15 protein-coding genes and 1 tRNA gene are annotated in these 22571 nt (G+C 59.2%); 6 read left to right on the forward strand and 10 right to left on the reverse strand.

Features of this window, described 5'->3' with window-relative positions:
• Nucleotides 1-22: 22 nt before the first annotated feature.
• From MOP44_RS09005 to MOP44_RS09030, 6 genes are all read right to left on the reverse strand, one after another.
• A complete protein-coding gene (locus tag MOP44_RS09005) occupies nucleotides 23-586 on the reverse strand; it encodes an ATP/GTP-binding protein (RefSeq protein ID WP_260795707.1) in 564 nt (187 codons plus the stop codon).
• Complete coding sequence (locus MOP44_RS09010) at nucleotides 573-1136, reverse strand: carboxymuconolactone decarboxylase family protein (RefSeq protein ID WP_260795708.1); 564 nt, start codon at nucleotides 1134-1136, stop codon at nucleotides 573-575. The genes MOP44_RS09005 and MOP44_RS09010 overlap by 14 nt, the downstream gene beginning before the upstream one ends.
• Before the next feature lie 492 nt (nucleotides 1137-1628).
• Nucleotides 1629-2285, reverse strand: coding sequence for a phosphoribosylanthranilate isomerase (locus MOP44_RS09015; RefSeq protein WP_260795709.1), 657 nt, complete (start codon nucleotides 2283-2285; stop codon nucleotides 1629-1631).
• A complete protein-coding gene (trpC, locus tag MOP44_RS09020) occupies nucleotides 2282-3094 on the reverse strand; it encodes an indole-3-glycerol phosphate synthase TrpC (protein WP_260795710.1) in 813 nt (270 codons plus the stop codon). The genes MOP44_RS09015 and trpC overlap by 4 nt, the downstream gene beginning before the upstream one ends.
• Before the next feature lie 124 nt (nucleotides 3095-3218).
• Nucleotides 3219-3294, reverse strand: a tRNA-Ile gene (locus tag MOP44_RS09025).
• Nucleotides 3295-3411: 117 nt separating this feature from the next.
• Nucleotides 3412-4365 (reverse strand): transporter, encoded by a 954-nt coding sequence (locus MOP44_RS09030; RefSeq protein WP_260795711.1) that lies wholly within the window; start codon nucleotides 4363-4365, stop codon nucleotides 3412-3414.
• A 373-nt stretch (nucleotides 4366-4738) separates the two neighbouring features.
• On the opposite strand from MOP44_RS09030, the gene MOP44_RS09035 reads away from it, so the two are divergent.
• On the forward strand, nucleotides 4739-6253 hold the full coding sequence (locus MOP44_RS09035; protein WP_260795712.1) for an alpha-amylase family glycosyl hydrolase: 1515 nt from the start codon (nucleotides 4739-4741) through the stop codon (nucleotides 6251-6253).
• 60 nt (nucleotides 6254-6313) lie between these two features.
• Nucleotides 6314-9142, forward strand: coding sequence for an MGH1-like glycoside hydrolase domain-containing protein (locus tag MOP44_RS09040; protein ID WP_260795713.1), 2829 nt, complete (start codon nucleotides 6314-6316; stop codon nucleotides 9140-9142).
• A gap of 61 nt (nucleotides 9143-9203) precedes the next feature.
• Here MOP44_RS09040 and MOP44_RS09045 read toward each other — a convergent pair whose 3' ends face one another.
• Together MOP44_RS09045 and MOP44_RS09050 are read right to left on the reverse strand one after the other, a co-directional pair.
• Nucleotides 9204-10409, reverse strand: a complete 1206-nt coding sequence (locus MOP44_RS09045) for an acetate/propionate family kinase (protein ID WP_260795714.1) — start codon at nucleotides 10407-10409, stop codon at nucleotides 9204-9206.
• Entirely contained in the window at nucleotides 10402-11805 is a 1404-nt protein-coding gene (locus MOP44_RS09050) for a bifunctional enoyl-CoA hydratase/phosphate acetyltransferase (RefSeq protein ID WP_260795715.1), read from the reverse strand. Before MOP44_RS09050 ends, MOP44_RS09045 begins: the two co-directional genes overlap by 8 nt.
• A gap of 302 nt (nucleotides 11806-12107) precedes the next feature.
• Between MOP44_RS09050 and MOP44_RS09055 the strand changes: the two genes are divergently transcribed.
• The gene (locus MOP44_RS09055; RefSeq protein ID WP_260795716.1) at nucleotides 12108-13103 is read left to right on the forward strand and encodes an ATP-binding response regulator; all 996 of its coding nucleotides are present in this window, start codon (nucleotides 12108-12110) and stop codon (nucleotides 13101-13103) included.
• Between the two features lie 28 nt (nucleotides 13104-13131).
• Here the strand turns inward: MOP44_RS09055 and MOP44_RS09060 are convergent, their stop codons facing one another.
• Nucleotides 13132-13773, reverse strand: coding sequence for a response regulator (locus MOP44_RS09060; RefSeq protein WP_260795717.1), 642 nt, complete (start codon nucleotides 13771-13773; stop codon nucleotides 13132-13134).
• A gap of 306 nt (nucleotides 13774-14079) precedes the next feature.
• Here MOP44_RS09060 and MOP44_RS09065 point away from each other — a divergent pair, with 306 nt between their 5' ends.
• The gene (locus MOP44_RS09065; protein ID WP_260795718.1) at nucleotides 14080-15684 is read left to right on the forward strand and encodes a mechanosensitive ion channel family protein; all 1605 of its coding nucleotides are present in this window, start codon (nucleotides 14080-14082) and stop codon (nucleotides 15682-15684) included.
• Between the two features lie 33 nt (nucleotides 15685-15717).
• Here the strand turns inward: MOP44_RS09065 and MOP44_RS09070 are convergent, their stop codons facing one another.
• A complete protein-coding gene (locus tag MOP44_RS09070; RefSeq protein WP_260795719.1) occupies nucleotides 15718-18078 on the reverse strand; it encodes a patatin-like phospholipase family protein in 2361 nt (786 codons plus the stop codon).
• Nucleotides 18079-18175: 97 nt separating this feature from the next.
• Here MOP44_RS09070 and MOP44_RS09075 point away from each other — a divergent pair, with 97 nt between their 5' ends.
• Both MOP44_RS09075 and MOP44_RS09080 read left to right on the forward strand, forming a co-directional pair.
• Nucleotides 18176-19402 (forward strand): efflux RND transporter periplasmic adaptor subunit, encoded by a 1227-nt coding sequence (locus MOP44_RS09075; protein ID WP_260795720.1) that lies wholly within the window; start codon nucleotides 18176-18178, stop codon nucleotides 19400-19402.
• A gap of 3 nt (nucleotides 19403-19405) precedes the next feature.
• Nucleotides 19406-22570, forward strand: coding sequence for an efflux RND transporter permease subunit (locus MOP44_RS09080; RefSeq protein ID WP_260795721.1), 3165 nt, complete (start codon nucleotides 19406-19408; stop codon nucleotides 22568-22570).
• The last annotated feature ends 1 nt before the right edge of the window (nucleotide 22571 follow it).

Consider the following 22571-nt stretch of genomic DNA (forward strand, 5'->3'; position numbering starts at 1 on the left):
TCAATCTCCAGTCTACAGGGGCTTAATTCAGAGCACGAATCTGCGCGCGGATGGCTGCGATGCGATCTGGGATTGGGGCGGCATCAATAAAGTGCAGCTCGAATCCGAAGCTGCGGTACGTCTCCTCGTGGATCCGCTCGAAACGGAGGGACTCTTCGAAGCTGATGCGGCGGGCCGCCGTGGGCGCAATGAAGCCGAGATTGCGGAGGAAGAAGACGCTGCGTTCGAACACCGCCTCGCTGACAATCCGGTCGAGTTCGGCGGCGAGCACCGGCGGAATGGGGTAACCGAGGTAGGTCGCGAGAGCCGCCGTACAGACCACCGATCGATCGTGAAATTGAACTTCACCGGGCAGAAGCGAGGCATCGAGCTGGCGCGTTCGCTGCAGTTCGGTGATGGTTTCGATGAACTGCGGGTTCCGCCACGGTTCCTCTATGCTATTGGCGTGGGACGCCGCGATCACGTCCGTCGCGGCTTCTTCGACAACGCTGAAACCGTGGACCTCTAGTTGCCGAATGAGCGCGGTTTTGCCGCAGCCGGGAGTTCCGGTCAGGATGTAGCGGCACCCGGGCTTAGGCGGTTGCATTCTTCTTCTTTGTGATGTCGCAGAGCATGTCGGAGTGGATGTTGAGTCCGATATTGGTGATGTTGTAGACGTGCTCGCTGGCGACGAGCCACACGATCTCGCAGATCTGGCGCTCGGTAAAGTGCTGGGCGAGGCGGGCAAAGGTCGCAGGATTCACCTGCTTGTCGCGGGTTAGCTCCGTCACGTAGTCGAGGGCGGCACGGTCGGCGGCGGTGAAGAGCGGACTGGTGCGGTAATCGGCTAGCGCATCGAACTTGGCCTCATTCATGGATGCCTTGATAGCGAAGGCGCGGCCGATGTCGATGCAGAACTCGCAGACGTTCATGTGGGCGACCTGCTCGCGGACGAGCATCTGGGTTTCGGCCGGTAAAGTAAGCTTCTTGTCGAGCTTGCTGATCTTCCCGTAGAAGGCGCCGAAGGCGATCGGCAGACGCGCGGCGAAGACCTTGAGCGGAGTCAGGACCTTACCGAACTGACGGCGCGTGCCGGCGTAGACCAGCTTCATCGTCAAGCCTTTTGGTTGTTCGATGGGGGGAAGGAAGGTTGCCATATTCGGGACCTCGGGAAGGGAAGTCGCGTCCGGGAGCGGAAGATTCCCCTTCAGAGATTCATACGTGTGGAATTGGATTCGAGTTACATCGGACCCACTCCCGGGTGCAAGGACGCCGCCAAGACCCGCGCCACTGGCTGAAATAAACACCAGCTCGAGCGTGACTCCCATCACCGACTTTGCTTCCTTGGCCGTCTACTCTTACTTCTGCGGCAGTGTTTCTCAGATGATCTGCGGTCGGGAGAATCCGAACACGGATCAGATCCGAAATAAAGCACTTGGGAGTTTACCTTCGAAGTAATCCCCCCTCCCCGATCATCCTCAGGAGCTTCAACTACCCCCACCCCCCACCCTGCAACCCGCTAAATGATTGATAAATCGATATCGGATTTCTTCAGTCCGAATTCAGAAAATCCGGGCTTCCGTAAAGATGAGCCTCACGCCACCGGGTGCGCTAGATCTACGTGTTGGTTAACCCTGCTTCTCGGCGGGTCAACCGGCACTTCGCGCATTGGCAATGAAGGCGCGGACCTTGCCCGCATCTTTCCGCCCAGGCGCAGCTTCCACGCCGGAGACAACATCCACACCCCACGGGCGAAGAGTGGCGATGGCTTCGGCGACGTTGTCGGGGCTGAGGCCTCCGGCAGCGACCAGGACCTTCCCGCCGTTTGGGTTCTGAAACAGCGTCTCGGCGGCGTGAGCCCAGTCGAACGCGATGCCCGTGCCTCCAACAGCGGTGGCGGTCCGTGAGTCGACCAGCAGACCATCGACGTTCGGATCGGCCAGGTATGCCTCCGCGTACTGCATCGCGCCGGGCCCGAAGTGCACCACGCGCAGAATGCGCAGCCCGGGGCCGAACTCGGCACGCAACCGGGCGGGCCCGTCTGTAGCGAGAGCGGAATGAATCTGCACGCCGGTGAGGCCGCAGGTGCGGACGATGGAAACGATCTCATCGAACGGGGTATCGACGAAGACGCCAATCTTTTCAACAGATGCGGGGAGCTGCGCAGTGATGGCTGCGACCTGCTCAGCGTTGACGCGGCGCGGACTGGCGGCGAAGACGAAGCCGAGGGCATCCGCGCCGGAGTCGACCGCGAGTTGCGCGTCTTCAAGCGAGGTGTTGCCGCAGATTTTGACCCAGAGGCTCATCGGGCGACCGGGCTCACGGCGAGGAGATCTTTGAGGGCGACCCCTGGGTCGTGTTGGCGCATCAGGCTTTCGCCAATGAGGAAGGCGTCGAATCCAGCGGCCCGAAGACGGCCGATATCATCCGCGGAGGTGATGCCACTTTCGGCCACCCGCACAACGGTGGACGGGATTCGGTCGGCGAGTTCGAGCGACCGCTCCAAGCTGACGTCGAAGGTCTTGAGGTCGCGGTTGTTCACGCCGATGGCCTCCGCGCCGGTTTCGCCGAGAGCGTCCAGGACGCGGTCCAGTTCGTCGCCTGTGTGTACTTCGACGAGGACGTCGAGCGAAATCGCATGTGCGCGAGCAGCGAAACGCTTCATCTCCTCGTTGGTGAGGGCGGCGGCAATGAGCAGGATGGCGTCGGCGCGGTGCGCGCGGGCTTCGACGATCTGGTAGTCGTCGATCATGAAGTCTTTGCGAAGGCAGGGGAGCGAGACAGCCGCGGAGGCGAGTTCCAGGTTGCGCAGGCTGCCCTGAAAGAAGGGCTCGTCGGTGAGGACGGAAAGGCATGTCGCGCCCCCCGCCTTGTAGCGGCGGGCGATCCATTCGGGATCGAAGTCCGCGCGAATGAGGCCCTTGGAGGGCGACGCCTTCTTGATTTCTGCGATGACAGCAGGGCCATGTGCTGACTGGCTGCGAAGAGCCGCGGCCCATCCACGGGGGCGATGAGCCTCAGCGCGTCTTTCGAGATCTGTGACGGGCACAAGCTCGCGTGCAGCCGCAACGGTGCGGCGGGTGGCGGCGAGGATTGTGTCGAGTCGCGTGCTCATCAGGCTAATCGTATTGTGGCACAGGGGCGAGAAGCGGAAGTCCGTGGCAACGCGGACCTCAGTGCGAGCGACAGTGAGCGGCGGCCGCACCGCAGGTGCCGAGCGGTTGCCGCACCGCAGGTGCTGGTGGGCCCGGAGGGATTTGAACCCCCAACCAAGGGATTATGAGTCCCCTGCTCTAACCGTTGAGCTACAGGCCCTTCAATGACGGGGGGCGATTGCGGATCCAGCTGATTGCCGCGATCTGTAAGGCTGCTCTCCCCGAGTCTACTTAGCATTGTATGGGGCAGATAGCGCTGTTCGGAATCTGGCGGCGTTTATCGTTTGGTTATCCAGGAGTACTGCCAGCCTGCAGAGACGTTTTTGTAGTTGCCGCCGTAGCGGATGTAGGCACCGTCGCTGTAGCTGAACTTGATGGACTGACGCTTCGTGACCGGAAATGAAACGGTGCCCCCGACGCGGGAGTTGCGGTTGGTGGTCAGGGAGTTCGTCTTGCCGTCAATGGCGCTGGCGCCGCCGAACCAGAAGTTTCCGTCAAGCGAGGCCCAGAGACGCGGCCGCACATCATAGCTGAAATGGCCTTCGAAGGAGCCCATGGGGCTCTGGGTCTGGCGGTGGACCCCGCTGGTGATGGCGTTGTGCGAGAAGAACTCTGGGTTTTCGGTGTAGAACCAGACCCCGCCGTAGGTGTCTAGGAGCCAGTGATTCCAGCGGCGGGAGAGGCCGACCTCGGGTTTGAGTGCCCAGCGGTTGATTCCCAGGTTGATGAGCTTTTCAGGGTCGTACTGGCCGGTTGGTGGCAGCACCTTGATGCTGGCGCCGATGAGGAGCTTTTGCTGCCACTTGACGAACTGGCGGACGTCCATCGAGGGGCCGCCCATCAGATTGACGGAGAAGCGGAAGGTGGCCGGAAGCAGACCGGAGCGATGTGTGGCAGTCTGGCTACCCAGGACGTTGCCGCTGAAGTCGCCGACGCCGTAGGGCAGGGCACCGAGCACGTTTGCCGAGCGTCCAAAAAAACTCAACGAGCGGACATAGCTGACGACCGGTGTGTGTAAGCTCACCGTGGCATCGGTCACGGGGACGGAACCGTCAAGGTTCATGTTGCCGTTCGAAAAGCCGTAGGTCAGGGTGATGGCGTTGCTTCTGATCGGGGTGATGAGATAAGCGCGGGGAGCCAGATCCTGTCCCCGTGCCGGTCGGGAGAGCGAGATGGGCAACACCAACCAGGACAGCAATCGCATGAGCGAGAGATTGGCGAGGTGTCTCATTTGGTCCGCACTCTCCGGGTGCGTCGAGTCATAGGCTGGGGCCCTGTAATTCCTCGGTTTGGCAAGGAGGAGAAGGATAAGCCCTTCACCCGTCGCAAGATGTCGCTGTAACCATCTGCGCGAGTAAAACATGAGGATAGGGCTGGGACATCTGACAGAATGTGCAGTCAGCCTGACGAAGAAGAAGCGCGACCTCGTTCAATACACGCCGAGCCGGGACTGTAAGACTTTCCAGTGTCGGCCTCTACGAGTGCTTCGTAAACTCCGAACGCGCGGAGAGATTTTCGGCCAAAAACCTCAGAACCGCACCTGGGGACTTGCGAAGCGGGGCAGTGAGAACGCCGCTGTCTGAATGGTGCAAGGAGAGCTCGATATGGCTGTCGCGTCTCTAGAGCGGGCCGGAGAGGTGTCTGCAACGACCGCCTGGTCTACCTATCCGACCCTCTATGAAATCGATACATGGATCTGGCTGGCAGACTTGGCGCGTAAGTACGGGCGCGCGGTGGACCTCGGGTCTGTGCCTGCCGCGGAGTGGGATGCTGTTGCGGCATACGCGTTCGACGCGGTGTGGCTGATGGGTGTGTGGGAGCGCAGCCCGGCGGGCATCGCAATCGCGAATCAGAATGAGGGACTTCTCAAGGATTTCCGGCGGGCGCTGCCGGATTTCGAAACTAGCGATAACGTCGGGTCGCCTTATTGCATACGGAACTATGAGGTGGATTCGCATCTGGGAGGCAGAGACGGGCTTGCCGCGGCGCGGGCAGAACTTGCAGCGCGGGGCATGAAGCTGATTCTCGATTTCGTGCCGAATCACGTGGCCCCGGACCATCCGTGGGTGGAGTCGCATCTCGAGCACTTCGTTCGTGGAACTACGCAGGATGCACTTGATGACCCTCAGTCGTTTCTGGTCGCGAATGGGAAGGTATTTGCGCGAGGACGAGATCCGAATTTTCCGGCGTGGCCCGATGTGCTGCAGTTGAATGCTTTCCATGAAGGCCTGCGCGCGGCGGTGATTGAGACGCTGCATTCGATATCCGATCAGGCGGATGGAGTTCGCTGCGACATGGCGATGCTGCCCATGACGCGGATCTTCCAGAAGACGTGGGGCGGGCGCGCGGGCTTCCTGCCGTCGACCGAATATTGGTGTGAGGTGATTTCCGCGGTGAAGGCACGCTCGCCCGGATTCCTGTTCATTGGCGAAGCGTACTGGGATCTGGAGTGGGACCTGCAGCAGCAGGGATTCGACTTCTGCTACGACAAGAAGCTTTACGACCGCCTGGAACACAGCAACGCGGAGAGCGTGCGGCTACACCTGTGCGCCGATCTGGGGTACCAGGAGAAGCTGCTGAGGTTCATCGAAAATCACGATGAGCCGCGCGCGGCGGCGGCATTCCCCGGCGCGAAGCAGCGTGCCGCCGCGATCACGGTGGGGACGCTGCCTGGGATCAGGATGTTCCACGAAGGGGAGTTCGAGGGGCGGAGGGTGCGTCCGCCAGTGTTTCTGGGAAGGCGCCCGGATGAGGCCGCCGATGAAGATCTGCGCGCCTTTTACGTGCGGCTGTTGCCCGCAATCAATCGGGAGCTGTTCCGCAGCGGCAAGTGGGAACTGTGCGAGCGGAGCGGTTGGCCGGACAACAGCACTTATCAGAATGTGGTCGCGTGGACGTGGACACTCGGCGACCAGCGCGCGCTGATTGTCGTGAACCTTAGCGGGGAGTTATCGCAGGCCCATGTGCGGGTGCCGGAGATCAAAGGCGGCACATGGAGCTTGAAGGACCGAATCAACGGGGTAGAGTACACGCGAGCGGGGAGCGAAATGGGCTCGAAAGGGCTGTATGTGGAACTCGCCGCCTGGGGATTTCATTTCTTTGAGTGCCGCAGCAAGTAGATGCGAAGGATCGGCAACGCCGATCCGCAAAGTCGGGGAGCAACTGAGAAGGAGAGAGTGATGACTGCGAAAGCCAGAGAGACTTCCACTCCGTTCAGCTATACCGAGACGGCAGAGCAGACCAGGTTGAACGATACGCGTGAGGCCGGAATCCCGTGGAAGAAGTGGGGGCCGTATCTGAGCGAGCGGCAATGGGGCACAGTTCGCGAAGACTATAGCGAGGATGGCAATGCGTGGAATTACTTCACTCACGACCAGTCGCGCTCACGTGCCTATCTGTGGGGTGAGGACGGTCTAGCGGGCGTCTCGGACGACAAGCAATACCTTTGCTTTGCGCTGGCGCTGTGGAACGGCCGCGACTCGATTTTGAAGGAACGCTTGTTCGGGTTGACGAACAGCGAAGGCAATCACGGAGAGGACGTAAAGGAATACTACTTCTACGTCGACAGCACTCCCACGCACTCGTACATGAAATACCTCTACAAATACCCGCACGCGGAATTTCCGTATTACCAGCTGGTGGAGGAGAACCGGCAGCGATCGCGCGACGAACTCGAGTACGAGCTGATCGATACGGGAGTGTTCGATCAGGATCGCTACTTTGATGTGTTTGTAGAATACGCGAAGGCCGCGCCGGAGGACCTGCTCGTCAAGATCACGGTACATAACCGTGGGCCAGAGGCGGCGCCGATCCACGTTTTGCCTACGGTGTGGTTCCGCAACACCTGGATGTGGCAGTCGAATCCCGGGAGACCGCTGCTTCGGCAGATTGGAAACGCGAACATACTGGCTCAGCACGAGAAACTTGGAGAGCGTGTGCTGGCGTGCGATGGCAATGCGGAACTTCTATTCACGGAAAATGACTCGAACACCCAGAAATTGTGGGGACAACCGAATGAGCAGCCATATGTGAAGGACGCCTTTCACGAGTGCGTGGTGCATGGCAACACGGCTGCCGTAAATCCGGCAAGGGAAGGAACGAAGGCATGCGCGCACTACTCGGCTGAAGTGCCCGCTGGTGGAAACGTCACAATCAGGCTTCGGCTTGGGGATAAGCTGCCAAATGACGCGTTCAAGGACTTCGATGACATTTTCGCGGCACGCGTGGTGGATGCTGACGAGTTCTACGACCGCATCACGCCCGCGAACCTGAGTGAGGATGAAAAGCGCGTTCATCGCCAGGCGCTGGCGGGCATGTTGTGGAGCAAGCAGTACTACTACTTCGACCTTGATCGCTGGCTCATTGAGCATCGCGCGCACCCGCTGATTGGCGGGAGTGTCCGCAAGACGCGCAATGCCGAGTGGTTTCACATGCTCAATAGCGACATCATCTCGATGCCGGACAAGTGGGAATATCCCTGGTACGCAGCGTGGGATCTGGCGTTCCACACGATCGCGGTGTCGCTGGTGGACTTCGACTTCGCGAAGGAGCAACTGCTGCTGATGCTGCGCACGATGTATGCGCACCCCAACGGTCAGATTCCGGCGTACGAGTGGAACTTCAGTGACGTGAATCCGCCGGTGCATGCATGGGCAACGCTGTTCCTCTACAACATCGAGAAGGAACTGGGCCGAGCCGACGTCAAGTTCCTGGAGCGGTCATTCCAAGGTCTAATGCTGAATTTCAACTGGTGGGTGAACCGGAAGGACCCCGAGGGCAGGAACGTATTCGCAGGCGGATTCCTGGGGCTCGATAACATCGGGGTGTTCGACCGCAGCGCGCCGCTGCCGACGGGCGGAACACTGGACCAAGCGGACGGCACGGCGTGGATGGCGTTCTATTGCCAGAACATGCTGGAGATTGCGCTGGTTCTTTGTGACTATGACTCGGTGTATGAGGACGTGGCGTTCCGGTTCCTAGAGCAATTCGTGTGGATCACGTATGCGATGGATCGGATCGGCGAGCATCACGACGAGATGTGGGACACGCAGGACGGGTTCTTCTACGACCTGCTGCGATTGCCGGATGGGCGCTGCGAGCGGTTGCGCGTGCGTTCAATGGTGGGACTCCTCCCGCTGTGCGCCGCCACTGTTCTTGAGGCGAACGGGGTGCTGATGAGGCACCCGAAGCTGCAGGAACTGATTGAAGTGTTCAAGGCGCGTCATCCGGAGCCGTTGAAGCACATTGCTCCAGCGGATGGTGATTTCCTAGGGGTTGCCGATCGAAGGCTGCTGTCAGTCTGCAACAAGGAGAAGATCGAACGGATACTGCCCTACCTGCTGGATGAGAACGAGTTCCTGAGCGACTACGGAATCAGATCGCTATCGCGCTTTCACCTGGAGAATCCTTTCTCGTTCTGGCTGAGCGGGCTGGAGTACAAGGTGCAATATCTCCCGGCGGAATCGAACAATGGGATGTTCGGCGGGAACTCGAACTGGCGAGGACCGATCTGGATGCCCGTGAATGTCCTGATTCTGCGGAGCCTGATGAACCTGTATCTCTTCTTTGGCGACGACTTCAAGGTCGAGTGCCCGACCGGTTCCGGAAACCAGATGAACTTGTTTGAGGTGGCGAAAGAGATTTCGCGCAGGCTATCGAACATCTTCCTGCGGGACGAGAACGGGAAACGCCCGGTGTATGGCGGAGCGAAGAAATTCCAGGACGATCCGTATTGGAAGGATTACATCCTCTACTACGAGTACTTTCACGGCGACAACGGCGCGGGCCTGGGGGCTAGCCACCAAACCGGTTGGACGGGGCTGATTGCACGCCTGCTGGATATCTTTGCCCGTATCGACCCGAAGGTGGCACTGCACTTCGACAAGAGCGAAACCCTTGCACGCATCACGCGCGAACAAATAGCTGGAGGGACTCTCGCGCCAGAGCACATGGATACCAGCGTCTCAACAGAGGTGACTGAGAGAGCGGAGTCAGAGAAGGTTGGCTGAAGGGGTTACACAAATTGAGCCTAGGCCATTCGGATGGCTTGGGCTCCTCTATTGCGATAAGTCAGGCGGTGGTGCTGATTGCCGTTTCGCGCTTTAGGAGCACCTGCTGCGTTTGACGCGCTATAGTCAATTCTTCATTAGTGGGAATGACCCAGGCAGAGACGCGGCTGTTTGCGGTGCTGATCCGTTTCTCACGTGCATCGTTCGCGGATTCGTCTAACTCGACGCCGAGCCACGCGGCGTCGCGGCAAATGCGGTCGCGGATGACAGCCGCGTTTTCGCCGATGCCGCCTGTGAAGACAATCGCATCGAGACCCCCAAGAGCTGCAGCAAGCGAGCCGAGCTCGCGTCCGATGCGGTAAACGAATACATCGACGGCGAGTTTTGCGCCCGAGTCGCGGCTCTGAAGCAGGGTGCGCATATCGCTGGAGATTCCGGAGAGGCCGAGAAGGCCTGCCTCCTTGTACAGCAGGCGTTCGAGGTGCTGGACCTGCATCTTCTCCTGTTCCAACAGGTAGAGAATCACGCCGGGATCGAGACTGCCGCAGCGCGTGCCCATCGGAATTCCGTCAAGCGCAGAGAAGCCCATGGTGGTAGCGACACTGCGGCACGCATTGAGGGCGCACATGCTGGCGCCATTGCCAAGATGCAGCACCACGGTCTTGCCAGCGGCCGCTGCGGGGTCCACGGACGGAAGTTGCGATGCGATGTAGGAATAGGACAGGCCATGAAATCCGTAGCGCCGGACGCCTGCATTTCGCAAGCGGCGAGGAAGCGCCACAACCTGCGCGACTTCAGGACACGTGGAGTGAAACTCAGTGTCGAAGCAGCCGACTTCGGGCAGTTCGGGGCGGCGCTCGAGGCCGAGGCGGATTGGCTCGAGATTGAACGGCTGGTGCAGCGGGGCGAGAGGAATGAGCTTTTCAAGTTCATTTAGTGTGCGGCTGTTGAGAAGAGCGGGCGCCGTGAATCGTGAACCACCGTGCGCGATGCGATGGCCGATTGCGAGGAGGCGGCTGTCTTTGAGCAAAGTGCGAAGAAAGACGAGCAGATACTCCGTGGCTTCACGATGGCTGAGCGTCACTCCATCGGACCAGGTTTTGTCGGCAAGAACTTCGCCATTCTGCCGGGCGATGAAATGCGGCTGCGTGAACAATGCTTCGATTTGCCCGGCGACGTAGGGCAGAAGGTCGCTGCCGTCGACGCGGAAGATGGAGAATTTAATGCTCGACGAGCCGGAGTTGAGGACGCCGATATCGTCAGACATGGGCCACCTCGAACTGCTTTGCACCGGCCGGGGCGCGGAGTGCATTGGCGACCAGCTTCATGATGGCAGCTGAGGTGAGACGGTTGCGCGCGGAGTCAGCGCGGCTGGTAAGGACGATGGGTACGCGCGCGCCAAGGACGATGCCCGCGCCGTTTGCGCCGGCGAGGTATTCGAGCTGCTTGGCGAGGATGTTGCCTGCTTCGAGGTCGGGGACGAGCAGGATGTCGGCCTTGCCGGCCACAGGCGAAGTGATCTTCTTGATGCGCGCAGCTTCTTCGCTGACGGCGTTGTCGAAGGCGAGGGGGCCGTCTAGGATTCCGCCGGTAATCTGACCGCGATCCGCCATCTTGCAGAGAACCGCAGCATCCACGGTTGCGGGCATAAGGGGGTTCACGGTTTCAACTGCGGCGAGGATCGCGACGCGGGGTTCGCTGATGCCGAGAATGTGCGCAAGATCGATCGCGTTCTGAACGATGTCTACCTTCTCTTTCGCTGTGGGGGCAATGTTGATGGCGGCGTCCGTGACCAGCAGAATGTGTGGATAGGCGGGTACATCCATGATGAAGACGTGGCTGATACGGCGGGCAGTGCGGAGTCCCGTGGCGGAGGGTACGACGGCGGCCATGAGTTCATCGGTGTGCAGGCTGCCCTTCATTAGGGAGTCGATCTCCCCGGTCCGCACCATTGCGACGGCTGCCTGCGCAGCGGCGACGCTGTGCTCAGTGGAGACGATTCGATAAGGAGAGAGGTCCACGCCTTCCTCCTCGGCGACAGCGCGGATTTTCTTCTCAGGGCCGACGAGCGTGGGGGTGATGAGTCCTGCCTTGGCGGCGTCAATGGCACCGAGGAGCGAGTTGCGGTCGCAGGGATGAACCACGGCGCAGGTAACGGGCGGTGTGTCGGCACACATTTTAAAGATGGGCGCGAAGCCGTCATTGCGGCGCAGGATCACCTGAGGCGTGGCGAAGCGCGAGTAGGTGAGATGCTCAGTCGGCGCAGCAACGGTGACCAGGCCGGAAACGACCGTTTCGTCGCCACGGACGACGGCGCAGTCGAGGATGATAACGTCGGGATCCCGCTTGTCGCGGACGGTTACGGTGGCTTTAACTTCATCACCAACCGACAACTCCCCCGAGAACGCCAGATCCTGAGAGAGGATGGTGGTGCCAGGTCCGGGGAAGCGACGCTTGAGCATGGCGGAGAGGATGGCTTCGGCGGCTACGGCAGCAGCAGAAACCTCCTTGCGCGATACGCCGTCCTCGCTCACATGGAAGGGGTCGATCTCACCGGAGACAATGGCCAGTGCGTCGATGTCCATCCGGGTGAGGCGATGGGGATGACTGGCCGTGGTGCCTACCTCGATTTCAGCGAAGGTAGAGTTGCTGAAGTGTTCCATGCCTGATACCTGAACCTTTCGATTGAGAGGCCGCCGGCGGAAGGGCGGGTCCGGATCTAAATAGAAGGAGAAGCCGGCGTGCGCCCCCGGGCATCAGGTGTGCCGGCAACGGATAGCGTGCACTCTCCCCGCTTCTGCCGCGCCTGGAGGCGCGCATAGCAGGACTCCAGAGCTATTGCACAAATTTCTGCGGGGATTTTGCGCGCCCTGCAGTGGCTTTTGTACTGCCAAATCTGCCAGTGAAATTGGCTCGTGTCAGGGAGTGACTGAGAGGCTGTTTCTAGTGACAGTTGAGGTGCTCCGTGAAAGGCTGCTATGTCTGGGCAGTGATTTCCCGCCAAAACGAATCCGCGGTGCCCGAGTCTCTACGCAAGCGGAACGACGAGACATTCAGTGCGGCGCTGGGCAACAGTGCGGCCATTCAGCGCGCGCATCGGTCGGTACTGGTGGTTGCCGACCTCGAGATGAACTGGATGTTGTTTGACTACCTGGTGGCGCAAGACTGGAGCGTCGATTACGTGGCGCACAACGACCTGGCTCTGGCAGCGGCCCAGAAGCGGCACTACGACCTGATTGTGACAGCGGAGATAACCTCGCCCCGCGACGACCTGGAACTGCTGCGCAAGATTCGGGCGGTGCGGCCGCACACCCGCATGATCGTTCTCACGGGCCGCCGCACCACCGAGGATGTGATTGAGGCGCTTCGCGAGCGAGCATTCAGCCTGTTTGCCAAACCTTACTCGATCGAGACGCTGAAGGCACTCATCGAGATGGCGCTCGACGAAAAGTGCTGGGACGACGGCATCGAAGTGATCTCGGCCACGCCATCATGGATTCGCCTGATGGTGCGCTGCGATCTGGGAACAATCGAGCGGATGTCACAGTTCTTCCAGGAGATGGCGGACCTGCCGGAACCGGAACGTTCGCAGGTGGCAACAGCCTTTCGCGAACTGCTGCTGAATGCTGCAGGGCACGGCGGGGGGTTCAATCCCGACGAATATGTGGAGATTTCCTATATCCGTTCAAAGCAGGCAGTGGCCTGTCGCGTGACAGATCCAGGGGCGGGATTTAGTTTCACGGAACGCTCGAAGACGTGGCTAGCGAACCCCCTGGAGCAGTTGCCGGAGCGCAGCAGCCTAAGCGACAGCAAAGAGGCGATCTACAGCAAGAGCTTTGGCATTCTGCTGGCGAAGCACCTGGTGGATGAGCTGATCTACAACGAGCAAGGAAACGAAGTGGTCCTAATCAAGTACCTGGAAGACATGGCGCTACCGCCCCTGGGTTCGGTGGCTCATTGAGAGCGTAGATGGTGGCCCGGGATTCGAGTTAGGCTCCTGTGATGTGGTTGCGGACGGCGTACTTGATCAGGTCGGCATTGCTCTTGGCACCGAGGACTTCCATGATGCGGTACTTGTGAAAGGCGACGGTTCGGGCTGAGAGGTTAAGCCGCTGGCCAATCTCTTTCATCCTGCGTCCCTGAACCAGGAGCTCAAGAACTTCGATCTGGCGGGGGGTGAGGCGCTGCTGCTCGTCGACGAACTTCTTGTTCTGCCAGCGCAGGACAGCGACGTCATCGCGGGAGACTCCCGAGGACAGGTAGGTGCGGCCACGCAGAACGTCCTTGATGGCATTAATGAGCTCCGAGGAGTCACAGGTCTTGACGACATATCCGGACATCCCGCGGTGAAAGGCCTCTGCGGCAACTTCGGGGTCGGGATTCATCGTGACGATAATGATTTTGGTGGCTGGAGAGACTTCCTTGACCTGGTGGCCGGCGTCGAGACCATTCAATACAGGCATGGCGATGTCAGCCAAAACCACGTCGGGCTTCAGATGGGCGGCGGCAGTAACCAGATCTTGCCCATCTGCAACCATGGCAACTACGTCGAATTCCGGCGACAAGACCTCACGGAAGAGTTCGGCCACCATCTTGTGGTCGTCAGCAATGATGATGCGAGGATGTTGCACTACTGCCTCCCCAACCCTGGCCCGCGTAGGACGAATTCTAGCCTGAAGAGGATCGCTGCTTATACGACCCAAATCACACGGGCGCGTGATTTCGACCTAGATTGAAGAATTGGACGGCACCTAATCGACTGGCAAAAGTGCGAGTCCCGTGCAAAAGATCAACCCAGTAAGCCAACGAAGGAGTCGCACGGCGGCTCGGTAAGAGAAGCAGAAAAATTGATTCCTATGAAGAAATCTATCAATTCTGGCGTGAGTTGTCGGGCCGCGAGAGCCATCCTCTCAGTGATCGCGTTGGTTATCGGATCTATGGCGGCCCGGCCCCAGCTTGCAGCCCCGAAGGGCACTTCGGCGGCTCCCACAACGCCAGCCCAAGCCGAACCCGAGAAGGATCCGCTAGGCCGGACTACGCCTAAGGGCACGATTCTGGGCTTCCTGGCGGCCTCGCACAAGAAGAACTTCGACCTCGCCGAAGAGTATCTGGACCCTCGCTTCCGCGGAAAGGGATCCGAGGATCTTATCCAGCAATTTGCGGTCGTTCTGGACAAGCGGCTGCCGGCGAAGCTCAATCTGATCAGCGATAAGCCGGAAGGGTCCTTGGCTGATCCGCTCAATCCGAACCGCGAGGTCGTGGGGAGGATCGGGACCAGCCAGGGCACGCTTGCAATTGCGCTGGAGAGGATTAACGACAAGAAAGCCGGGCAGATTTGGCTTTTCGATGCGGGGACGCTCTCGGCGGTTCCGAAGGTATTCGAGGAGATCAACACCGCAGGGATCAGCGAGATCATGCCGCAAGCCCTGGTGATTCACGGGTTTCTGGGAATTCCAGCATTCGAATGGATGGTTGTGCTGCTGGGGGTTCCGCTGCTTTGGCTTGTGGCATTTCTGCTGGATCACGGGCTGCGATGGATTGCCATGCTGATCTGGCGTCGGCGCTCAAGGAACCAGGATGTCGACCGACCAAAGGTCCTCTCCCAGCCGGGCAGATTGCTGTTTGTCGCGATAGCGATGGGCGCGTTGCGACACTACCTGGGCCTGTCATTGCTGGCGCGGCAGATCTGGTCGGATGCGGCTGGTGTGGTCTTTCTTATTGCGCTGACTTGGTTTTTGATCCGGCTGGCCAGGTGGGCCGAAGGGTTCATCAGCCTGCGGCTCAGAAGGCGCAGTCTGGAAGGCACCGCTTCGATTTTGCGCTTAGGACGCCGACTAGCGGATATCCTCGTCATCTTCTGCGGAGTAATTGGGATTCTTTACCTGTTCGGTGTGAACGTGAGCCCTGCGCTGGCCGGACTCGGGGTAGGCGGAATTGCGGTTGCGCTCGCGGCACAAAAGACGCTGGAGAACGTTATCGGGGGCGCGTCGATCATCCTGGACCAGGCGGTGAATGTCGGAGACACGCTCAAGTTCGGAACTACACAAGGCACGGTGGAGGAGGTGGGCTTGCGGTCGACGCAGGTGAGGACGAGCGAAAGGACTCTCGTCAGCGTTCCGAACGGGCAGCTTGCGACCGTGCCGATTGAGACGATTTCAGCGCGCGACAAGTTCTGGTTCCATCCGACGTTCGGGTTGGAGTACGGGACATCCTCCGAGCAGGTGCGGACGATTCTGCAGAATATGAAGGCGGTGCTTGGTTCTCACTCCGCGATCGACCCAAATACGTACCGGGCAACGCTGATCGGCTTGGGCACGTACTCGCTAACGGTTGAGGTCTCGGCGTACGTATTCGCGCCTGCGTGGGAGGCTTTCCTTCCAATTCAAGAGGAACTGCTATTGCGCCTTATGCGGATCATCGAGGAGGCGGGATCGCGCGTGGCGTTGCCTTCGCAGGTGGTGATTCAGGGACGCACAGGGTTGATGCCTGAGAGCATCACCGTCGAGAACAAGGGAAGCAACTCGGGATTCGCTAACGGCTAACAATGCTCCCCGCGAGGATGCGCTGGCCAAGGCTCAGAAGATTCTGCCGATCTGGTAGAAGAACTTGTGGTGGCCGCCGGCGCCATAGGAGCCGCCAACAGCGATTGGGCCGATCATAGTTTTGATGACCATTGCGCCGGCCGCATCGACTGGATGAGCGTTGTCCGCCGTCCGGCGATCTACTGTTCCACCTTCGGCCAGAGCCAAGAAATATGCCCGGTCGCCCACAAATGGCGGCAGTCGGAATAGGTTGCGCAGGTAGCCGGCCTTGAAGATCAGGTATTGATCGGTTGGGAACTCATTGCTGCCATAGGCCAGCAAATCCGGTATTCCGCCGAGGAAGAAGGGAGGCACGCCGCCCTGATCGTGAGAGAAGTTCGTTCCGCCGTCTCCGGCCAGCACCAGCGAGGAGAAGCTGTTGATCGGCTGGAACCTCGTGGAGCGGAGTTCGCCGGTCGGAAAGCCTTCGGTTGAGCCGGGGTTAGCGTCGAACCAGTTAAATGCCGATTGCACCAGGGTGCCGCGGTGGGGCATCACGGGGTCGTCTGTGCCGATGAGCTGATATTTGAGGGATGTGGCTCCGACGCGGCCAGTCGGTTCGCCGAAGGGGTCTGTGGCTGTAGTTGCTACGAAGTTTTGCCTGGCGGCTTGATAACCAATACGCAGTTGTCCACTTCGCCCGAAAGTGTATCCGAAGTCGAAGTTGCCGCCGAACTCGCGGTTTCGATACTCCGCGTAAAGTTCCTGATGGTTGTAAAAGCTCTCCGTTATGTTCTTTGCGAATGCGGTGGGCTCAATGAACCAGCGATATGCCCTGCCGAAAGGCAGGTAATAGGACGACTGGAATAACGTGTTGGAACCTATCGTGGCGTCGTTCCGCCACTCCGATCCAAAAGCGCCGAGATCAAAGAAGGTAATCCGACCGCCCACCGTAAATTGCACATGGCGGTACTCGGAGCCATCGAGGATGATGATGGGCCGAATGGTGGGAGGCGCGTAGGACTTCTCATCCGCATTGATAATGAGGCCGTTCTGGCCATCACGCTGGGTTCCGCGATAGCCCACACGCGCGTACCGGCCCATGCCCATGATGTTGGTGAGGTCGTCCTCCAGCTTATCGGCATCAATGGGCTTACCGACGACATGCGCGAGGCTCTTCTCGATGTCTTTGGAGATGCGCGGGTTTGTGCCTTCGACCTCAAGGAAGGCCGGGACCGGGGCGGTCCTCTTCTTCGCGCTGCGCGCGGCCTGGTACTGCTGCCATGTTGCGTCATCTACGGCGAAGCGGGTGAGGACCGCAGACTTGGCCGCTGCTGCGTCGTAGCCGGCCTGGATGATCTCTGTGTTTTTCTTGTAGTCAGTGGAGTCGTATTTGGCGAGCGGTACCGATACGAGGACGTCGGCGTTCTCCATGCTGCGAAGTTCGTTCGCAGCGATTACGACAGAGATGGATTTGCCAAGGACTCCGAATGTACCCAACGGGTCGCCCGCCTGTGTTTTTTGGGTTTCGAGGTGAATGGCGATGATGACTTCTGCGCCCATGTCCTTGGCCACATCGACCGGGAGATTATCGAGTAGGCCGCCATCGACGAATATGTGTTCTTTATCTCGCACGGGCGAGAACACGGCTGGAAGCGACATTGTGGAACGCAGGGCCATGGCCAGGGAGCCGCTGCGGAAGACATGCTGTTTGCCCGAGACCAACTCGGTGGCGACGCATGCGAACGGCGTTGGGAGTTCGTTGAAGTCGGTGACCTGCGAGTAAGGCAGCGCGATGCGATCCAATACGAGCCCGACGGAGTTGCCGGCATTCAAGCCTTCCGGGAAGGCGACGCCCTTCTTGAGACCGAACTCGAGATAATTCGGGTAATCCTCCGCGTCTTCCTTACGTCGGTAGGCGAGTTCTCGGTAGGGGATGTCGTCTCGCATGATCTGATCCCAATCCATGTTGGTGATCAGAGCTTTCATCTCGGCAGGTGAGGAGCCAGTCGCATAGAGGCCGCCGACCAGGCCGCCCATGCTGGTACCCGCGACGTAGTGCGCGGGGATGTGGTGTTCCTCAAGCCAGGTGATCACGCCGATGTGCGCCAAACCAAGAGCGGCGCCGCCTTCAAGCACAAGGCCGATGCGAGGCTGCTTGCCAGAAGAGGGCTGTGCGTCTGCGGAAGTCTGCGCGCCCGCGGACTGAGGTGTTTGTGGGAATGCCAACGTGCTCGACAGCGCAACCGCAGCGAACACCCGCCAGGACCAGGACGCGGTGCACATGATCACACTCTCACGTCCGGTGTTCAGCGGTGCAACTGGAACTACTGACAGAGCTTCAACGACGAACGAGTGGTTAAGAGGAGGCTTGCCCCAGTCGAAGTGCCGAGTGTCAGTCGTTCCGACTGTCACTTCTCCTAGTTTCGATTCAGTCGATTCTCCCTAACATGAATCGGGTACGCGTGTTGCCTTTCGGAGAGTAGTAATCGCACGACATCAGGAGTAACCCATGCAAAGCGCGCCTGAGCTATTGAAGCTCGAACGAGCCATCCGGAGCACGGACCGGGTGAAGCGTCTTGCTCGATCTGCGAGTGATTGCAGAATCGCACTTCTAATTCCGACTCTCGCTGTCCTCATTGCGGCAACCGGCTGCAGAGAAAAGGAGGCGGTTGCGCCACCTCCCGTGCCGGATGTAGAGGTGACGCAGGTCGTCTCAAAGGACGTGCCTATTTATCACGAGTGGGTTGCGACCCTCGATGGGTACGTCAACGCGCAGGTACAGCCCGAGGTCACAGGGTACCTGCTCGCGCAGAAGTACCAGGAAGGTACCTTCGTCAAGAAGGGACAGCTCCTCTTTGAGCTGGACCGGCGGCCGTTTGAAGCGATCGTCAAGCAGACGGAGGGGCAGCTCGCGCAGACTCAAGCGCAATTGTCGAAGACAGAATTGGACGTGGCGCGCGACACGCCACTGGCGAAGCTGAGCGCGATTCCGCAGGCGCAACTTGATAACGACATCCAGGCCAACGCCGCGGCGAAGGCAGGAGTGGTGGCCGCAGAGGCGCAAGTGGAGCAGGCAAAACTGAACCTGAACTTTACGAATGTGTATTCGCTGGTGGATGGCATCGCCGGCATGGCGAAGGCGCAGATCGGCGACCTCGTCGGCCCCACGACGGTTTTGACCACCGTGTCACAGGTGAATCCCATAAAGGCGTACGTATCTCTGAGTGAGCCGGAATACCTGCGCGCGGCGGGTCGTATTAGCAATGCTGTGCAAGGCAAGATCGATAAGAGAACGGGCGAGCGAAACCTGGACCTGATCCTGGCGGATGGCTCAACCTTTGCGACCAAGGGCTGGCTGGTCTTCGCCGATCGGCAGGTAGACGAAAAGACCGGAACGATCCGCGTGGCTGGTGCTTTCGACAATCCACAGCTCGTTTTGCGCCCTGGGCAGTTCGGACGGATACGCGCGAACACAACTGTCGCTAAAGACGCAATGCTGGTGCCACAACGCGCGGTGGTTGAGACGCAGGGCCTGTATAGCGTCATGGTCGTGGGCGATGACAACAAGGTCAGCGTTAGGCCGGTGAAAACAGGAGAACGCATCGGCCAGATGTGGATCATCACCGACGGAGTCAAGCCCGGAGAGAGAGTGATCGTCGAGGGGATACAGAAGGCTCGCGAAGGCTCCGTAGTGAATCCGAAGGCGGCGGCGGCTGGCAGCAGCGAAGGAGAATAGGCCATGGCGAAGTTCTTTATCCGGCGTCCCATTGTCGCCATGGTCATCGCAATTCTGATGACCGTTATTGGTCTGATTTCGATGCTGCGTCTTCCCACCGCGCAGTTTCCCAATATTGCTCCACCTGAAATCCAGGTAAAAGCGACATATCCCGGTGCAGATGCTCTCACTGTAGAGCAGTCGGTTGCGACTCCGATCGAGCAGCAGATGAGCGGCGTCGACAACATGAATTACATGTATTCGAATAATGCCAACAATGGTCAGATGACCCTCACGGTCAACTTCGACATTGCCACGGATCCGAATACAGACCAGATTCTGTCGCAGATGCGCACGAACCAGGCCAACTCCCAGTTGCCGAGCGATGTAATCAACTATGGCGTCACCGTCCAAAAATCTACGGCGGCTCCGCTGATGTTGATTAATCTCTACTCGCCGAAGGGCACCTACGACAACGTATTCCTGGCCAACTATTCCTATATCAATTTGAATGATCAGCTAACGCGAGTGCCAGGTATTGCCAGCGTCAGCGTATTCGGCGCTGGGCAATATGCCATGCGCTGCTGGGTACGTCCGGACCAGTTGGCCAAACTCGGGGTCACGATTCCCCAGATGGTGAGTGCGCTGCAAAGCCAGAACACGGTGAACCCGGCTGGTCAGATCGGCAGCGAACCAGTTCCCAAGGGGCAGAGTTTTACCTATTCGGTGCGTTCACAGGGACGCCTGCCCACGGCAGAAGAGTTCGGTCAAGTTGTTATCAGAGCGAATTCTGACGGGTCCATCCTGCGACTGAAGGACGTTGCCAGGATTGAGCTTGGTGCCCAGACCTATAACATGGTCGGCCGGTACAACGGTCGGCCTGCAGCGGTCGTCGCGGTCTATCAGCTTCCCGGGACTAATGCTGTGAAGGCAGCGCAGGGTGTTCGGGCGCTCATGCAGGAGGCAAAAACCCGCTTTCCGCAGGATCTCGATTACGACATCGCTCTCGATACGACGCTGGCGGTTACCGAGGGCCTGAAGGAAATTCAGAAGACGCTTTTCGAAGCGATCGTTCTGGTGATCATCGTTGTTTATATATTCCTGCAGGGCTGGCGAACCACTCTGATCCCCTTGCTCGCAGTGCCCGTATCCCTAGTCGCCACCTTCATGGTGTTCCCGATTCTCGGATTTTCTGTAAACACCTTGTCGCTGTTCGGAATGGTGTTGGCAATCGGAATCGTGGTGGATGATGCAATCGTTGTAGTGGAGGCTGTCGAGCACCACATAGAGCATGGCAAGACCCCAACAGAGGCGGCCTACCAGGCTATGGAGGAAGTGTCGGGGCCAGTCGTAGCTATCGCGCTGATTTTGACAGCCGTGTTCGTTCCGACCGCATTCATTCCGGGAATCACCGGACGGCTCTATCAGCAATTCGCGATCACGATCGCGATTTCCGTAATCTTCTCCGCTTTCAACGCGCTCTCGTTGAGTCCCGCGCTTGCAGCGCTGTTGCTTCGGCCGAAGAAGGAATCACGGGGACCTCTGGCCGCCTTCTTCCGCTGGTTCAATAAGGTGTTTGGGCGTGCGACCGACGGATATGTGAGCCTGTGCGGAGCCTTGATTCGCAAAGCTGCCTTGAGCATGCTGTTGCTCGCAGGAACGGCAGTGGGCGCCTGGTGGTTTGGCTCGCACTTGCCAAGCAGCTTCCTTCCGGACGAAGACCAGGGCTACGTATTCGCGGGTCTGCAATTGCCCGACGCCGCATCCCTTCAGCGCAGCGACGATGCCTCGAAAAAGATCGAAGAGATGATCATGAAGACGCCGGGAGTACGCTCGGTAACGGCTGTGCTGGGGTTCAGCATGCTCAGCGGCGTCCAGAACACGTACAGCTCTTTCTACTGGATCACGCTCAAGGAATGGTCGGAGAGAAAGGCTCCGGAGGAGCAATATGAGGCAATCAAGAAACACCTCGGCGCGCAACTCTCCAAGGTGACAGAGGGCGTGGCGTTTGCCTTCCCGCCGCCTGCTATTCCGGGCGTGGGAACCGCAGGTGGATTCACATTCATGCTCGAGGACCGCGCAGGAAAGGATCCTGCCTTCCTCGCGGCTAACCTCCAGAAGTTCATGGCAGCCGCGCGGCAAAGATCAGAATTAACTGGCCTCTTCACTACCGCGTTACCATCCGTGCCGCAGGTCTATGTTGATGTGGACCGACCTCGGGTTATTGCCCAGGGGGTCCAGCTCTCCGATGTTTACAAGACAATGCAGACATTCATGGGCGGATTGTTCGTCAACTACTTCAACCGCTTCGGACGACAGTGGCAGGTCTACATACAAGCGGATGGAGACTTCAGGACGAACGCGGAGAACATTGGACAGTTTTACGTTACCAATAACGAGGGGCAGCCAGTTCCGATGAGCGCAGTAACGAGCGTTCGGCCAACGGCGGGACCGGAGTTCACTCTTCGATACAACCTATATAGATGTGTGCAAATAAACGGCAGCGCCGCCCCCGGATACAGCTCGTCGCAGGCTCTGACTGCTCTTGAGGAAACGTTCGCCAAAACGATGCCCGGCGAGATGGGGTTCGACTACACGGGCATGTCGTACCAGGAAAAGAAGGCCGCCCAGGGCGTGTCTCCTGCGGTTATTTTCGGCATGTCACTCTTCTTCGTGTTCCTGATTCTGGCGGCACAATACGAGAGCTGGTCCCTGCCGTTCAGCGTTTTGCTGGGAACGCCCATCGCAGTATCGGGAGCTTTCGGATTCCTGTATTTCCGTAATTTTGAAAACAACGTGTACGCGCAGATCGGGCTTGTCATGCTGATCGGCCTGGCTGCGAAGAACGCGATCCTCATCGTGGAATTTGCCAAGATGGAGTACGACAAAGGCAAGTCCGCCGAAGAGGCCGCACTGTCGGGTGCCAAGTTGCGACTCAGGCCGATTCTGATGACGGCATTCGCCTTCATTCTCGGATGCGTGCCTCTCTGGGCCGCATCGGGCGCCGGGGCAGTCTCCAGACGGGTGCTGGGCACAGCGGTGATCGGCGGCATGCTGGCAGCCTCAATTCTGGCGATCTTCCTCATCCCGGTCAGCTTCGACGTCGTCGAGCGCCTCTCGCACATGGGTTCCAAAAAGCACAAAACCACAACAGCCGAGCCGGTAGCCGTTCATCACGAGGGGGACTAAC

It is taken from the genome of Occallatibacter riparius (genome assembly GCF_025264625.1).
Classification (GTDB): domain Bacteria; phylum Acidobacteriota; class Terriglobia; order Terriglobales; family Acidobacteriaceae; genus Telmatobacter; species Telmatobacter riparius.

Excerpts from the sequence above, each read along its gene's own strand:
- MOP44_RS09005 (WP_260795707.1), bottom strand. The coding sequence starts at position 586 with ATGCAACCGCCTAAGCCCGGGTGCCGCTACATCCTGACCGGAACTCCC.
- MOP44_RS09010 (WP_260795708.1), bottom strand. The coding sequence starts at position 1,136 with ATGGCAACCTTCCTTCCCCCCATCGAACAACCAAAAGGCTTGACGATG.
- MOP44_RS09015 (WP_260795709.1), bottom strand. The coding sequence starts at position 2,285 with ATGAGCCTCTGGGTCAAAATCTGCGGCAACACCTCGCTTGAAGACGCG.
- trpC (WP_260795710.1), bottom strand. The coding sequence starts at position 3,094 with ATGAGCACGCGACTCGACACAATCCTCGCCGCCACCCGCCGCACCGTT.
- MOP44_RS09030 (WP_260795711.1), bottom strand. The coding sequence starts at position 4,365 with ATGAGACACCTCGCCAATCTCTCGCTCATGCGATTGCTGTCCTGGTTG.
- MOP44_RS09035 (WP_260795712.1), top strand. The coding sequence starts at position 4,739 with ATGGCTGTCGCGTCTCTAGAGCGGGCCGGAGAGGTGTCTGCAACGACC.
- MOP44_RS09040 (WP_260795713.1), top strand. The coding sequence starts at position 6,314 with ATGACTGCGAAAGCCAGAGAGACTTCCACTCCGTTCAGCTATACCGAG.
- MOP44_RS09045 (WP_260795714.1), bottom strand. The coding sequence starts at position 10,409 with ATGTCTGACGATATCGGCGTCCTCAACTCCGGCTCGTCGAGCATTAAA.
- MOP44_RS09050 (WP_260795715.1), bottom strand. The coding sequence starts at position 11,805 with ATGGAACACTTCAGCAACTCTACCTTCGCTGAAATCGAGGTAGGCACC.
- MOP44_RS09065 (WP_260795718.1), top strand. The coding sequence starts at position 14,080 with ATGGCGGCCCGGCCCCAGCTTGCAGCCCCGAAGGGCACTTCGGCGGCT.
- MOP44_RS09075 (WP_260795720.1), top strand. The coding sequence starts at position 18,176 with ATGCAAAGCGCGCCTGAGCTATTGAAGCTCGAACGAGCCATCCGGAGC.
- MOP44_RS09080 (WP_260795721.1), top strand. The coding sequence starts at position 19,406 with ATGGCGAAGTTCTTTATCCGGCGTCCCATTGTCGCCATGGTCATCGCA.